Source organism: Pseudonocardia ammonioxydans (assembly GCF_900115005.1).
Lineage (GTDB): Bacteria > Actinomycetota > Actinomycetes > Mycobacteriales > Pseudonocardiaceae > Pseudonocardia > Pseudonocardia ammonioxydans.
Genome location: NZ_FOUY01000009.1, coordinates 26,807 through 41,236, shown reverse-complemented (window position 1 = coordinate 41,236; position 14,430 = coordinate 26,807). Strand labels below are relative to the sequence as shown.

At 74.6% G+C, this 14,430-nt stretch carries 10 protein-coding genes; 6 read left to right on the top strand and 4 right to left on the bottom strand.

Annotation, left to right across the window (positions count from 1 at the left end):
- The first annotated feature begins 87 nt into the window (after window positions 1-87).
- Entirely contained in the window at window positions 88-783 is a 696-nt protein-coding gene (locus tag BM093_RS10860) for a hypothetical protein (protein ID WP_093341068.1), read from the top strand.
- On the opposite strand, the gene BM093_RS10855 is transcribed toward BM093_RS10860, so the two are convergent.
- On the bottom strand, window positions 731-2,650 hold the full coding sequence (locus BM093_RS10855; RefSeq protein ID WP_093341065.1) for a glycosyltransferase: 1,920 nt from the start codon (window positions 2,648-2,650) through the stop codon (window positions 731-733). The two genes, BM093_RS10860 and BM093_RS10855, sit on opposite strands and share 53 nt — an antisense overlap.
- A 114-nt stretch (window positions 2,651-2,764) precedes the next feature.
- On the bottom strand, window positions 2,765-5,992 hold the full coding sequence (locus BM093_RS10850; protein WP_093341062.1) for an arabinosyltransferase domain-containing protein: 3,228 nt from the start codon (window positions 5,990-5,992) through the stop codon (window positions 2,765-2,767).
- Between the two features lie 194 nt (window positions 5,993-6,186).
- On the opposite strand from BM093_RS10850, the gene BM093_RS10845 reads away from it, so the two are divergent.
- From BM093_RS10845 to BM093_RS10835, 3 genes are all read left to right on the top strand, one after another.
- Window positions 6,187-8,049, top strand: coding sequence for an acyltransferase (locus BM093_RS10845; protein WP_177238390.1), 1,863 nt, complete (start codon window positions 6,187-6,189; stop codon window positions 8,047-8,049).
- 231 nt (window positions 8,050-8,280) lie between these two features.
- Window positions 8,281-8,958 carry a hypothetical protein gene (locus BM093_RS10840; protein WP_093341056.1) on the top strand — a complete coding sequence of 226 codons (678 nt, stop codon included), beginning with the start codon at window positions 8,281-8,283 and terminating at the stop codon, window positions 8,956-8,958.
- Window positions 8,959-8,996: 38 nt separating this feature from the next.
- Window positions 8,997-9,647: a nitroreductase family protein gene (locus BM093_RS10835; protein ID WP_093341053.1), complete on the top strand. Its 651-nt coding sequence runs from the start codon at window positions 8,997-8,999 to the stop codon at window positions 9,645-9,647.
- Between the two features lie 40 nt (window positions 9,648-9,687).
- Here the strand turns inward: BM093_RS10835 and dprE2 are convergent, their stop codons facing one another.
- Both dprE2 and dprE1 read right to left on the bottom strand, forming a co-directional pair.
- On the bottom strand, window positions 9,688-10,443 hold the full coding sequence (gene dprE2 / locus BM093_RS10830; protein ID WP_093341050.1) for a decaprenylphospho-beta-D-erythro-pentofuranosid-2-ulose 2-reductase: 756 nt from the start codon (window positions 10,441-10,443) through the stop codon (window positions 9,688-9,690).
- A gap of 16 nt (window positions 10,444-10,459) precedes the next feature.
- Entirely contained in the window at window positions 10,460-11,857 is a 1,398-nt protein-coding gene (gene dprE1, locus BM093_RS10825) for a decaprenylphosphoryl-beta-D-ribose oxidase (protein ID WP_093341390.1), read from the bottom strand.
- Between the two features lie 96 nt (window positions 11,858-11,953).
- Here dprE1 and BM093_RS10820 point away from each other — a divergent pair, with 96 nt between their 5' ends.
- A complete protein-coding gene (locus BM093_RS10820; protein WP_093341047.1) occupies window positions 11,954-13,771 on the top strand; it encodes a hypothetical protein in 1,818 nt (605 codons plus the stop codon).
- Between the two features lie 54 nt (window positions 13,772-13,825).
- A complete protein-coding gene (locus BM093_RS10815) occupies window positions 13,826-14,428 on the top strand; it encodes a DUF1707 SHOCT-like domain-containing protein (protein WP_093341045.1) in 603 nt (200 codons plus the stop codon).
- The last annotated feature ends 2 nt before the right edge of the window (window positions 14,429-14,430 follow it).

Genomic DNA, 14,430 nt, shown 5'->3' with positions numbered 1-14,430 from the left:
CGTACGTCGAGACGACTACCCGGGCCCCGGGGCGGACCCGGGTGCGGCCCGGACGGAACACGGCGCCGGCTCGGGTGAGCTGGACGCATGCCCCTCGCAGCAACCCTGCCCTCGGCCCGGACCTGGCGCCGGCTCACCGTCTGGCTGCACGTGCTCACCTCGGTGGGCTGGATGGCGCTCGCCGCCTCGCTGGCCGCCCTGCTCGCCCTCGCCACGGCCGACCCGGCGGCCCGCGGGCCGGCGCTGCTCGCCGCCGACCACCTCGACGCCGTGCTGCTCGCCCCGCTCGCCGTCGGCTCCGCGCTGACCGGGATCGTGCTCGCCGCCGCGACGCCCTACGGCTTCTTCCACCACTGGTGGGTCACGGTGAAGTTCGCGATCACCCTGGTCCAGCTCTACCTGGGGATCTTCCTGCTCTCCGGGATGCTCGGCGACGCGCACGCCGATCCCGCGTCCGCGCCGCCGGCGACCCTGCTCGTGACGACCCTGCTGATGGCGTCGGCGATCGCGTTCCAGGCGTGGGCCTCGATCGCCAAGCCCTGGGGGCGGACGCCCTGGTCGGCGGACCGGCCGAAGCCGGCCGCCGGACCGCGCTGGATGTTCGCGGCCGCGTGTGCGGCGGTGGTCGCCGACCTCACGCTCGGCTTCGTCGCCGCGAACCCGATGCCGGTGGCGTCGGTGGTTGTGCTGGTCGCGGTGCTCGTCGGGCGCCGGCGAGTCAGCGCACCGGTCAGGACCCGGGCGTCGCGTCGAACAGCCGGGTCCACGTCTCCCGTGCCGTGAGCCGGGGCTCGGCGGCCTTCCACCGGCGGGCGGCCTCGGGGCCCTCGGTGTGCAGCCGTCGCACCGTACGGACCCCACGGACGGCGAGCTCGCGCAGCCGCTCCCGGTCCCGGGTCCGGATGCGGACGCCGGTCTCCGCCATGTCGGTCACGATCGCCCGCTCGAACAGCGCCACGTGCCACCAGTGCGCCTCACCGGCCGGCACCATGCCGGAGCGGAACGGCACCCGTCCGGATGCCTGCAGCACCGCCCGCTTCAGCCACGTCCGGACCATCTTCGACGGCGTGTGCCCGGCCAGGTGCACCACCGACTCGCGCGGGTCGAGGCCGGCCTCGGTGATCGGCACCGCCGTCGTCTCCGGGTAGGCGGCGCGGATGGCGCGGATCCGGGCCGCGGCGGCCGCGGAACCGTCGTCGAGGATCGCGGGCCCCTCCAGGAAGTCCTCGACCGCGGTCAGCAGCGTCGCGGCGAGCCCGTACTGCATCGCGACCAGGTACTGGGCCAGCAGCTCGACCACCGTGCCGGTGACCGTGCGCCGGTCGAACCCGGTGCGCAGTGCCGCGGTGATCAGGCCGTTGCGCTGGTTGAAGTAGCGGTGCCACTCGTCCCAGTCCTTCCAGCCGAAGTCGGCGTGCCACACGCCGGCGCCGGGCAGGGAGACCGTGGGGAAGCCGTGCTCGCGGGCGCGGTAGCCGAACTCGACGTCGTCCCACTGGAAGAACAGCGGCAGCGGGTAGCCGATCGCGCGCACGACCGGGGCCGGGATCAGGCACGACCACCAGCCGTTGTACTCGGTGTCGACCCGGCGCTCCTGCACGATCGGCAGCAGCCGCTCGTCGCGGCCGAGCAGGAAGCCCTCCTCCAGCGCGCCCGGGATGGGGCGCCCGACGCGCAGCCGCTCCGGCTCGGCGTACTCGGCGGTGATGTGCACGTGGCCGGGGTGCAGCAGGTTCAGCATCTGCCCGCCGACGATCGTCGGGTGCGTGGTGCACGCGGCGAACCCGGTCAGCCGGACGACGATCTCCGGGTCGAGCAGCACGTCGTCGTCCATGAGCAGGACGTCGTGGTCGTCGTCCGGCGCCCCGGCGGTCGCCTCGTAGAGGCCGCGGGTGAAGCCGCCCGCGCCGCCCAGGTTCGGCTGCCGCAGGTAGACCAGCTGCTCGCCGAACCCGGCGGCGATCGTGGCGAACCGGTCCCGCGCCTCGAGCGGGTCGCTGCCCTGGTCGACCACGCGGACCGGACCGACCCGCTCGCGCGCGACCGGGTCGTCGAGCAGGGCCTGCAGCGTGTTCAGGCAGTCCTCGACCCGGTTGTAGGTGCAGATGGTGATCGTGGTGGGCCGGGCCGGGTGCGGCACCTGCACCGCCCACTCGACGTCCGACACGGTCATCGACCCGGTGTCGGTGCCGAGCTCCAGCCACATCCCGCCGCCGTCGAGGAACCGGTCGATCGCGCCGGTGAGCTCCACGGTGGTGTCGGTCGTGCCGGACCGGTCGATCTCGGCGACCCCGACCGCGCGCGCGACCTTGTTGGTGTCCGAGGCCATCAGCCACACCCGGCCGCGGCCGCTCGCCCGCAGCGTCACCCGGACCTCGGGGACCGCCGTCCAGCGCTGCCAGTAGGTGGCGTGCAGCCGGCCCCAGTAGGTGTTGGTGCTGACGAGCGTGGCCGGGCCCAGCTCGATCCGGTCCCGGTCCCGGTCGCGGCGCGCGGCCCCGCGCAGGACCTCCGCGTAGAGGTCCTCGGGGACGAGCGCCGTCGGACCGGTGAACGGACCGCGCTGCACCACCAGCCGCCCGGGGGGCGGGTCACCGGCCTGCGGTGCGGCGGGAGCGGGGTCGCCGTCGGCGCGGGCGGTGTCCAGCATGTCGTGCGGTCGCCTCTCGGGTCGGTTCGGTCGTCAGAGACTCGGAGAGTCCGGAAGTTCAGGGACTCGGAGAGTCCGGACGTGCAGAGAGTCAGAAAAGTCCCCGAGAGTCTGTCAGCCGGGCAGCGACGGCGGGTGCGGGGGCGGCGCGCCCGCCTCGCCGACCTGCTGCCAGCCCCACATGGTCCGCTCGCCGTGCTCGGCCACCGCGGGGACGGCCCGTGGTTCGTAGCGGTCGACCAACCGGATCTGGCCCCAGTCGAAGTCCCACGCGCCCGGCAGGTAGGTCGGGACGTAGCGCTGGGCGCCGACCTGGGTGAGCCAGCCCTGCGGGCCGCCGTTGGAGCCGCGGCCCCACTCGTCGGCGACCGTGCGCTGCTGGATGTCGGCGAGCATCCGGAACGCCGGGACGTCGGCGATTCCGCGGTGCACGCCGAAGCGCTCGAGGCACGGGTGCACGAACGAGGTCGCCCAGTCCAGGTAACCGGGCTGCCCGGCGACGACCTCGGTGAGCGGGGTCAGCTCCGGCACCCGCGGCTGGGCGACGGCGATCCAGGAGTTCGGTCCCAGCCCGCGGTCGCGGGCGACGACCCGCACGGAGTCGGCCTCGGCGGCCGGGCTCCCGGCGAGGTCGAGACGCACGTCGCGCCAGGACTGCCCGCCCGCGGCACCGCCTGCGTAGTCCGATGTGGTCGTCACCGTGCCCGCGCTGCCGTCGGGCTCGATGGTGTCGATCACTTCGCCGCCGCGGGCGAACTCCAGGGCGAGCGAGTTCCCGCCGCCGACGGTGCCCGCGATGCCGAGCACCAGCGGGGCCGAACCGTCCCGTGCGGTCTCCGGCAGCCCGTACCACTCGGAGCGGTAGTCACCGACCGCGTCCGGCTCCGGCGACCAGCTGCCCGCCACCGGGCCGCCGAGCGGGCCGGTGCCGGTGATGCCCGGCCGCCGCGCGCCGTCGCCGCTGTTGTCCTGCAACGACCCCGGGCCGGTCGGCGGGAGGCCGTCGGGGCCGAAGCCGTCCGCGACCGCCGGTGTGGCGTCGGCCGGGCCGGGTACGGGCGGCAGGACGTTGGCCGCCGGGTCGGTCTCGACCATGACCCGTCCGGCGAGGCCGCACTCGGACCCGGTCGGATCCGTGAGGATGTCGGCGCCGAGCGAGTACGAGTCGGCCTGCTTCTCCATGCCCTTGGCCAGCGACGCGACCTGGAACAGCACCATGAACGCGCAGATGATCGCGACCGGGGCCGAGCCGAGCCGCACGGCCTGGGCCTGGCCGATCCGGCGCCGTCGTCGTCCGACGGTCTCGCGGACCGGCCGGGGGATCCCCGACGCCGACCGCAGGTGCTCCACGGCCGCGACCACCAGCGAGACGAACGCCGCCGCCAGCAGCAGCGTCGTGGCCCGGACCCCGCCGATCGACACGGGTTTGTCGAACCAGGGGACACCCCAGTCGGAGACGTACCACCAGGTGTTCGGACCGGTGAAGGCCAGCCCGGTCACGACGAGCACCGCGGAGAGGAACAGCGCCTGGTTGCGCCGCGACCGCAGCACGCCCGTGCTCGTGGCCAGGGCGGCCAGCGCGGCGACGCCGGCCCCGAGCGCGGCGAAGGCACCGAAGTGGTGGGTCCACTTCGTGGGCGTGAGGGCCAGGACCGCGAACGACAGCGCGGTGCTGGCGAGCAGCCGGCGGGAGAAGCCGAGCGCGGCACCGGGGATGCGGCCGCGGCGCAGCAGCACCACGACCGAGACGATCATGCACAGCCACAGCAGCAGCACCGGGAAGCGCCGGTGCACCGAGCCGTCGCGGGTCTCCGAGAACAGCAGCTCGTAGCGGGAGAGCTCCTCGTACCAGGACAGGCTCGGGCCGATGTCGGTCCGGACCCGGGTCGCCTCGGAGATCGTCGCCCAGGTCTGGTCGCCGAACACGGCCACCAGCACGACCAGGCCGGCCGCCGCGAGCGGTGCCAGCGTCGTGAGCCAGCCGGAGGTCCGCACCCGCTCGGTGAGCAGCGCCAGCAGCGGGCGGATCGCGGCCAGGAACGGGGCGAGGGCGATGAGGCCGGTGGGGGTGGCGGCGACGGCGAACGCCCCGGCCACGAGTGCCCCCGCGACCGGCAGCAGCCGGCGGGTGGCGAGCGCGCGCTCCAGCATCACGAACGACACCAGGGCGGCGATCACCACGACCGACTCCGGGCGCAGCCCGTTGTTGAACGGCAGCCAGAAGCACAGGAAGACCCCGGCCGCCGCCCAGCCCGCGGACCGGCTGCGCCGAACCCGGGTGCCCAGCCGCGGCAGCAGCGCCCGGCTGATCAGGAACCAGGACGCGAGCGCCATCACCAGGGCCGGCAGGCGCAGCCACAGCACCGCGTCGGAGATGCCGCTCCACAGCGAGTACAGCTGGTAGAACCAGCCGAACGGCGCCTCCGGCACGTCGAACCAGCGGTGGTAGTTCCCGATGTAGCCGGCGGTCTCGGTGCCACGGGAGATGTCGAGGATGTACCCGTCGTCCGGGGTCATCGAGCCGATCAGGGCCCAGACGACGAGCACGGCGGTGACCACCACGTCCCGGGCGGTGTCGCGCCCGCGCAACCCGACCGCCAGCCGCCGCCCGTGCACGACCCGGCGGGCGTCGGAGTCGTCGATCCGGCGCAGGAAGAACAACGACCCGAGCAACGCGACGACGGCGACCGCACCGGCGACCAGCTTCAGCGTCGAGGCGCTGCTGTCGTAGCGGTTGTCGGTGTCGAACGAGACCGACGTCGACCCCATCGGGTCGAGGTCCGCGTCGAGGTCGGAGTAGATGCCCACGACCTGCGGACGGGCGTCCCCGCCCGGCTCGGCCAGGGTCGTCCCGGCCAGCGTGGCGGTCGTCGCGCCGCCGTCGGAGGTGAACGTGAAATCGCACGGTCCGCCCGGCGGGGGCAGCGCCGTGGTGGCGAGGCGCAGGCCGCGGTTGTCCAGGGAGAGGGTGCCGTCGTCGACGGTGAGCCGGAGCCCGACGGTGTCGCCGGTGGGCGCCGCGTCCGGGGTCGTGGCCAGCACGGTGGCCGGGCCGGACGTCCGGTCGTCGAGGCTGCGGATCGCGTCGCAGGCGACGGTCGCGGAGAACGACTCGGCGCGGTAGGCGACCAGCGGCGCGTCGACCGGCGCGGTACCGGTCTCGGCGTTCGGCCAGGTCACGGTCGCGGTGTTCTGCACCACGGGCAGGAACGGGATCGCCAGCGCCAGCAACGCGGAGAGCAGGCCGAGACCGGCCGCGAGGAGCCGGTCGGCGGAACGGGGACCACGGTCACCGGACCGGTTCCCGGCCCGAGGCTCGGACTCCGTGTCGACGGTCAGCACCCGGCCGAGGCTAGACGTGCACCGAAGATCGTCCGTGACGCCCCCGTGATGCGCCGGCGGAGCCGATTTCGCCCTGCCGGGGAGTCAAGTCCGGATGTCGGCACTCTTGGTCACAATGCGTCACCGGATGCGACATTCGGGCCCTCTTCAGGTGTCACCGGTGACGGTGGTGACGCTCCATCGTTGGCCTCGGCGTGAGCATCTGCACCCCCGGGCGCCCCGCGGCCGACGCCACGGCCGCGGTGACGCCCGCCACCGTCGGTGTCCCGGACGACCGGCGCGTGACCTCCGACTCCGGCCCCCGGGGCGAGGTGCGGGCGCTGACCGGGCTGCGGATCGTCGCCGCGCTGTGGGTGGTCGCGTTCCACTTCCACTTCACCTCGCTGCCCGGGGTGGAGATGGTCAACGACGCGCTGGGCCCGCTGATCACGCAGGGTGCACTCGGCGTGGACCTGTTCTTCGTGCTGAGCGGGTTCGTGATCGCCTGGACCTACCTCGAGCAGCTCGGCCCGCGGCTGCGGATGCGCGACGCGGGCGGGTTCGTGTGGGCCCGGGCGGCACGGATGTGGCCGGCGTACGCGGTCGTGCTGCACCTGTTCGGGGTGTGGCTGGTGGCCCGCGCGGTGCTGGGCTCGGGGGAGCAGATCGCCTACCAGGCGGTGCAGCCGGAGCTGACCGTCCGGGCGTGGCTGGAGCAGCTGCTGCTCGTGCAGATGTGGCACGAGCCCTACCTGGACGGTGCGTCCTGGGTCGGGCCGACCTGGTCGATCAGTGCGGAGTGGCTGGCGTACCTGCTCTTCCCGGTGCTCGCGCTGGTCTTCTTCCGGCTGCGGAACCTGCCGTTCACGGTGCTGGCCGCGGGGTCGCTGCTGTGCGTGGCCCCGATGGCGGCGGCGTTCGTGGTGGTCGGGTCGCCGTACTACCCCTACAGCTGGCTGGTCCGGATCCTCGGCGGGTTCGCGGCCGGGGTCCTGGCCGTGCTGGCGGTCCGACGGCTGCGTGGTGCGGCGGCCCCCGCATCCGCGGCCGCCCCAGGGGCCGCGTCGGCCCCCGCGGCCGCGTCGGTCCGTACGGCTGCGTCGGTGCCCACGGCCGCGTCGGTCCCCGCGGTCGCATCGTGGGTGGCCGGGCTCGCCGCCGTCGCCGTCCCGGTCGTGCTCGTGCTCGGGGGCGTGTACGGCGACGGGTGGCACGGCCTGGCCGTGCTGCTGTTCCCCGTGCTGGTCGGGTCGCTCGCGCTCGCCGACCGCGGTCCGGTGCACCGGCTGCTGACCGTCCGCCCGATGGTGCACGGCGGGCGCGTCTCCTACGCGCTCTACCTCGTGCACATCCCGATGTTCGAGATCTTCTGGTTCCTGAGCGAGACCGGTGTGCTCCCGGCGGGCGGGGAGACCGGGCACCTGATCGCACTCGTCGTCGTGGCGGGCACCCTGCCGGTGGCCCACCTGCTGCACGCCCTCGTCGAGCGCCCCGCCCGGCGCTGGATGCGCGCGTTGCCCCGCCGTCGAGCGGCGAGCGGGGCGCCGGTGCCGGTGCGCCTCGACTCGGCGGCGGCTCGGTGCGACCCGGAGGCCGCGGTGCTGCCGGTCCAGCGGGCCGCGCTCGCCACCGACCTTGCGATGGGGAAACGCACCCCTGTGGACAACTCTGTGGACGGTGTGGGTGGACGGCGGCTGACCTCCGACGACGCCCGTCGTGACCCCGAGACGATCGTTCTGGCGGCGGTGCTCGGCGGGCCGGCCGACCCGGGCCCCGGGGCAGGGCCGAGCACCCCGCCGCTCGACGGCCCCGGTGCTGCGGACCGGATGGAGCGGCTGCGGTCGCTGCAGCGGGCGGCCCGCTCGCTCGCCGACGACGACCGGGACGGCGTCGTGCCCGCACCGCGCGCGATCCGGTCCGCGGCCGCGCTGCCGGGCACCCGCAGCGGTGCCGAGCGGTGCGGGCGCGGGACCCGTCGCCGTGCCGACGCGCACGGCAGCGCCGCGACCCCGATCGTCGCCGCGTCCGGCGCCGCCGCGGCACGGCACCGGCGCAAGCGCCCCGCCCACGGCGCCTGACCGCCTCGTCCACGGCGTCCGACCGCCCCCGCGCCCGGGCCTCCCGGCGCTCGCCCCCGGACGCTCCGAGGGGCACCCTCGGGGCGCCTGGCGCTACCGGGGTGCCCCTCGGGGCATCGGGGCGGTGCCGGGGGACGACTCGGGGCACGGGCAGTCCCGGGGTGCGGCTCGGGACACGGACGCGTGCCGGGTCAGAATGACGGTGCCCGCGCCGCCGACCCCTGTGGACCGATGATCCCCACGACCCCGCCCCGCTCCGACCTGCCGGACCCCGCGCCCGCCCCGCCGGCTGCGGCGGCCCGCCAGTGGTACCTGCGGCTGGTCAGCAACCATCTCGGCCGCGGGCCCTACCTGGACGTCGCCGGGGTCGGCGGGGTGCTGCTGTCCGGCCTGACCCGCCTGGGCCCGGCGTCCGGGCTCGCCGGAACCGACGCCGAGGCCGCGTCGATGCGCGCGGGCGCGCCCGGCTGTCCGGTGTACCGCAGCGTCGGCGACCTCCCCGGCCCGGCGGCGGCGCTCACGGCAGTGGAGGTCCTGGACCGGCTCGAGGAGTCCGCACTGGACACCGACACCGGGCCCGGCGGCTGGCTGCGGGCGTTGCGGCCCGGCGGGCACGCACTCGTCGTCGCCGCCGACGCGGAGGGCCGCGGCCGCGAGCTCGCCGGGGCACGCTGGGTGCCGCCACGGGTGCCGCGGGGCCACGTCCGGATCCGGGAGATCCTGGTCGAGGCCGGGTTCGAGATCGTCCGCGAGGGCTCGGACGGGCTCACCCGGGGCCCCTACGGCGGTGTCCCGGTCGTGCTCGACCCGCGCACCGCACCGGCCAGGGCCCAGCGCTCGTCCGGCAGGCTGACCCTCGACCCGGGCGCCGGGGAGCGCGCCGTCCTGATCGTCCGACGCCCGGCCTGACGCGCCCGCCGCCACCCGCTGCGGCAGGATCGGTGCCCATGAGTGACGTGCTTCCCCTGGGCCCCGACGAACTGCTGACCACCACCCGTTCGGTGCGCAAGCGCCTCGACCTGGGCCGCGACGTACCGCTCGAGGTGGTCCGGGAGAGCCTCGAGGTCGCGCTGCAGGCCCCGAGCGGATCGAACCAGCAGGGTTGGCACTGGCTGGTCGTCACCGACCCCGAGAAGCGTGCGGCGATCGGCGAGTACTACCGGCAGGCGTTCACCGCCTACCGCAACTCCGGCGCCTACCCGACGACGAAGCCCACCGGCGACACCGACCGCGACGCCACCCAGGGCCGGGTCGCGGACAGCGCCCAGTACCTCGCCGACCGGATGGGTGAGGTCCCGGTGCTCGTCATCGGTGCGCTGCAGGCCTCGGCGGAGCTGCCGGCGGCCAACCAGTCCGGGATGTGGGGCTCGCTGCTGCCCGCCGCGTGGAGCCTGCAGCTCGCCCTGCGCGCCCGCGGGCTGGGCAGCGCGTGGACCACGCTGCACCTGCAGTACGAGAAGGAGATCTCGGCGCTGCTGGGCGTCCCGGACGACGTCCGCCAGGGCGTGCTCCTGCCGGTCGCCTACTACACCGGGGACACGTTCAAGCCGGCGAAGCGTCAGCCGTTGGACACGGTGCTGCACGTCGACGGCTGGTGAGCCGCGGCGCGCGTCCCGCGCCGGGTCGGCAGGGCCGGGGTCAGATCGGCAGCTTGCGGAAGATCGGGCGCGGGACGTGGCGCAGTGCGCTCATCACGAACCGCATCGGCGCCGGCGCCCAGACCAGCTCCTTGCGGTTGCGGACGGCGTCGACGACGACGTCGGCGACCGCCTGCGGAGTGGTCGCCAGCGGGGCCGGGTCCATCCCCTCGGTCATCTTCGAGTGCACGAATCCGGGCCGGACGATCGTCACGGTGACGCCGTGCTCGCGCAGCGCCTCGGTCAGTCCGGTGTAGAACGCGTCCATCCCGGCCTTGGTCGAGCCGTAGACGAAGTTCGAGCGCCGCGCCCGCTCGCCGGCGACCGAGGAGATCGCGACGATCGAGCCGTGGCCCTGCTCGCGGAACCGCTCGGCCAGCGCCACGCCGGTGGACACCGTCGCGGTGTAGTTGACCTGGGCCAGCTCGACCGCGTGCTCGACGTCGGTCCAGCCGCGCTCGTTGTCACCGAGCAGCCCGAACGCGACGACCGCGACGTCGATGTCGCCGCCGGCGAAGGCCTGCTTCACGACGTCGGCGTGGGTGTCCAGCTTCGTGGCGTCGAACTCGACGGTCTCCACCCCGCAGCCGAGCCTCTCCAGCTCGGTGCGGGCGGCGTCGAGCCGGGGCCCGGGCCGGGCGGCCAGCACGACCCGCAGCGCGCGGTCCGCGGCGAAGGCGCGGACCGTGGCCAGGCCGATCTCGGAGGTGCCGCCGAGCAGCAGGATGCTCTGCGGGTTGCCAACAGCGTCGATCATGTGGGAACTCCCGGAGTCAGAGGGTCAGCTCGAGGCGGCGGGACATGTCGGAGGCGAACACGCCGGCCGGGTCGGCGGCGTCGCGGATCGCCTTCCACTCGTCGAACCGCGGGTAGCCGGCCGCGAACGCCTGCGGCGAGGTACGCGACTCCTTGGCCAGGTACAACCGGCCGCCCGCGCCGAGCACGAGCTCGTCGAGCTCGGTGCAGAACCGGGACAGGCCGGCCACGATCGGGAAGTCGACGGTGACCGTCCAGCCCTCGGTCGGGAACGACAGCGGGGCGTCGTTGCCCGCACCGAAGCGCTTGAACACGTTCAGCCCCGACTTGTGCGGGGAGTGCGCGATCCGCTCGACGATCCGGCGCAGCGCCGCCTCCTCGCCCATCGGGACGACGAACTGGTACTGCAGGAAGCCCTTCGATCCGTAGACCCGGTTCCAGTCGCCGAACACGTCGAGCACCTGGTAGAAGCCGGTGATGTTCTGGATCGAGCCCCGCTGGCGCTTCGGGGCCTTGCGGAACCAGAGCTCGCTGAACGCGGTCATCGACAGCTTGTTGGCCAGCCCGTTCGGGAAGACGTCCGGGAAGGTCAGCAGCTGCGGCGCGTCGAACTTCAGCGGGTCGGCCCTCAGCTTCTCCGGCAGCTGGTCGACCGTCGCCAGCGAGCCCCGGGTGAGGACCGAGCGGCCCAGCTTCGCGCCGGTCGTAGTCGTGTCGAACCAGGCCGCGGAGTAGCCGTAGGTGTCGTCGGAGCCGTCGGTGAGCAGCTCCAGCAGCCCGTCCAGGTCGTCGGTCCGGTCGGTGTCGACGACGAAGTACGCCGACTCGGTGCGGTGCAGCCGCACCTTCGCCCGGACGATCACCCCGGTCAGGCCCATCCCGCCGACGGTCGCCCAGAACAGATCCCGGTCCGGTCCGGTCGGGGTGAGCTCGCGCACCGAGCCGTCGGCGGTCACCAGGGCGATCCACTCGACGTGGTTGCCGAAGCTGCCCTTGGTGTGGTGGTTCTTGCCGTGCACGTCGGCGCCGATCGCGCCGCCGATCGTGACCTGGCGGGTGCCCGGCAGCACCGGCACCCAGAGCCCGTGCGGCAGCGCCGCGCGCATGAGCTGGTCCAGCGAGACGCCGGCGTCGACGTCGGCGACACCGGTGTCCGGGTCGATCGCGTGGATGCGGTTCAGCGCCGGCATGTCGAGGACCACGCCGCCGGCGTTCTGCGCCGGGTCGCCGTAGGAGCGGCCGAGCCCGCGGGCGATGATCCCGCGGTCACCGGCGGTGCGCACCGCCTCGGCGACGTCCTCGGGGTCGCGCGGCGTGACGAGCTGCGCGCGGGTGGGTGCGGTCCGTCCCCAGCCGTGCAGGGACGCGGTCCGGCGCGCCGGGGCGTCGGTCCTGATGCTGGAGGGAACGGTCATGTCCGTCATCGCCGGGAAGGCTAATGCCTCGTGAGTGGTTACCGTTGCGCGGACCGCGGTAACCACTCACGGGCGCGGAGCGCCACACTGGGACCCGTGCTCGACGAGCGTTCCGGCCCCCGGCACGCCCGCCCCACGCCTCCCGCGGTCCACCGGCGCGGCGCGACCGCGGGCGGGTACGTGCTGCTCGGGGTGGGGTACCTGCTCGTCTCGCTGTGGCTGCAGCGCCGGGTGCTCGCCGACCCCGGCGGGCTGCTGATCGGGCACGTGACGGCGGACGCGGACATGTTCGCCTGGTGGCTCAACTGGTTCCCGTTCGCGGTGGCGCACGGCGAGAACCCGCTGCTCAGCGACTGGATGCACTGGCCGCACGGGCTGAACGCGCTGTGGAACACCGCGGTGCCGCTGCTGGCCGCGCTGCTCGCCCCGCTCACGGCGCTCGCGGGATCGGTCACGGCGTTCAACGCCGGGATCGTGCTCGGGCCGGTCGTGTCCGGCCTGCTGCTGGTGGCCGCCCTGGGCCCGTACGTGCACGCCACCGGGGTGCGCGGCTGGGTCGCGCGGGGCGTCGCGGGGGCGCTGTACGCGTTCTCGCCGTTCCACCTCGCGCACGCGATCGCCGGGCACCTCAACCTGACCTGGTCGGTGCTGCCGCCGCTGCTCCTGCTGCTCGCCCACGTGCTGTTCGGGCGCGGTCCGCTGCGCCGGCCCTGGCTGGTCGGCGGCCTGACCGGGCTCGTCCTGCTGGGCCAGCTGCTGCTCTACACCCAGAACCTCGCCATCGGCGTGATCTTCCTGGTGCTCGCCGCGGTCGTGCTGGCGCTGCGCTTCCCCGGCTGGGTCCGCGCGCACCTGCCCGGGCTGGTCCGTGCCGGGGCGGCCTGCGTCGGCGTGGTCGCGGCGCTCGGCTCCTACCCGCTCTACCTGGTGCTCGCCGGGCCGAACCGGCCGCGCGCGGCGATCCGCAACGTGCACGCCACCGGCGCCGACCTCGCCAACGTGCTGGTCCCGACCCGGCTGACCGCGATCCGGCCGGCCCCCGCCGGCGCGGACGACGACCTCGCCGGTCACATCGGGGAGCAGGGCGGCTACATCGGTGTCGCGATGCTGGCGCTGGTGGTCGTCGCGGTGCTGGTCGTGCGGTCGACGACGCTGCGGGTCGTCGCCACGGTCGGTGCGCTGTCCTGGGTGGCGTCGCTGGGCACCGGGGTCGTCCTGTCCGGGTCCGACACCGGGGTGCCGCTGCCGTGGCTGGCGTTCGCCGAGGTCCCGCTGCTGTCGGAGATCGAGCCGGTGCGGATCCAGATCGTCACGACGCTGTGCGTGGCCGCCGTCGTCGCGATGTGGATCGACCGGATGCCGCTCGCGCCGCCCGCGGCCGGTGCCGGTGCGCTCGTCCTGACCGGGTTCGCGCTGCTCAGCTGGCTGCCGGCGGACGAGCAGGAGGTCCGCCCGGCGCCCGTCCCGGAGTTCTTCACCGACACCGCTGCGGTCCTCGGGCCCGCCGACGTCGTCGAGATCTACCCGCGCATCACCGCCGCCTGGGACGACGGCGCGCAGGGCCTGCGCTGGCAGGCCGCCTCCGGGCCGGGCTTCCACATCCGCGGCGGCTACTTCATCGCCTCCGACCCGGACGACGACGTCGTCCTGCAGTCGCGCTGGAACCGCTACCAGATCGGGGCGCAGTGGGTCGCGGACGGCAAGAACGACCCCAGCGACGCCTACGCGGCCGAGGCGGCGGGGGAGCTGCGCGACCTGGGGATCACCGCGGTCGCCATGGTGCCCGGGCAGGCCACCGGCGGCGGGGACGAGGCCCGCGTGCTCGAGTGGACCCGGCGGGTGACGGGCGACCCGGGCCGGTACGACGGCGGCGTGTGGCTGTTCCGGCTGCCGGCCGCCGCCCCGGTCGGGTGACCGAGCGCGGCTTGCCGGGCGAACATCCGTACGGCGAACATCTACCCTGGACACGTGGACGGTTCGCGGCTTCCGGGCGAGCGGCGCGAGATCAGGATCTCCGACGCCGACCGCGAACGTGCCGCCGAACGGCTGAACCGGGCGATGGCCGAGGGCCGGATCTCGGTCGACGAGCTCCAGGAGCGGCTCAGCGTCGTCTACGGCGCCCGGTTCGGCGCCGACCTGGTGCCGGTGCTGTCGGACCTGCCCGGTGACCCGCTGGACCTCAGCGCCGACGTCCTCGCCACCCCGGTCGGCCCGCCGACGGTGCTGCGCGGCGGCGTCGGCGGGCTGCGACGGCGCGGGGACTGGCAGGTGCCGTCCCGGCTGCGGGTGCAGAGCTCGATCGGTGCGGTGCTGCTCGACTTCTGCGAGGCCGAGCTGCCGATGCCGGTGGTCGAGGTGGAGCTGGAGCTGGGCGCCGGGTCGGCCCGGCTGCTCGTCCCCGAGGGGGCGACCGCCGACGTCGACGGCCTGGTCTCGGCGTACGGCTCGATCCGCTCCAAGGTGCCGTCGCGCGCCGTGCACGGGCGCCCGCACTTCCGGGTCTACGGCCGCACGTCGGCCGGATCGGTGACCGTCCGGACCCGCTACACCTTCGCCGGCCGGCACTTCTGAGT

What these genes read in the sequence shown, in the direction of transcription:
- BM093_RS10860 (WP_093341068.1), top strand. Translation starts at nt 88, where the DNA reads ATGCCCCTCGCAGCAACCCTGCCCTCGGCCCGGACCTGGCGCCGGCTC.
- dprE1 (WP_093341390.1), bottom strand. Translation starts at nt 11,857, where the DNA reads ATGACCGTTCCCTCCAGCATCAGGACCGACGCCCCGGCGCGCCGGACC.
- BM093_RS10855 (WP_093341065.1), bottom strand. Translation starts at nt 2,650, where the DNA reads ATGCTGGACACCGCCCGCGCCGACGGCGACCCCGCTCCCGCCGCACCG.
- BM093_RS10835 (WP_093341053.1), top strand. Translation starts at nt 8,997, where the DNA reads ATGAGTGACGTGCTTCCCCTGGGCCCCGACGAACTGCTGACCACCACC.
- BM093_RS10840 (WP_093341056.1), top strand. Translation starts at nt 8,281, where the DNA reads ATGATCCCCACGACCCCGCCCCGCTCCGACCTGCCGGACCCCGCGCCC.
- dprE2 (WP_093341050.1), bottom strand. Translation starts at nt 10,443, where the DNA reads ATGATCGACGCTGTTGGCAACCCGCAGAGCATCCTGCTGCTCGGCGGC.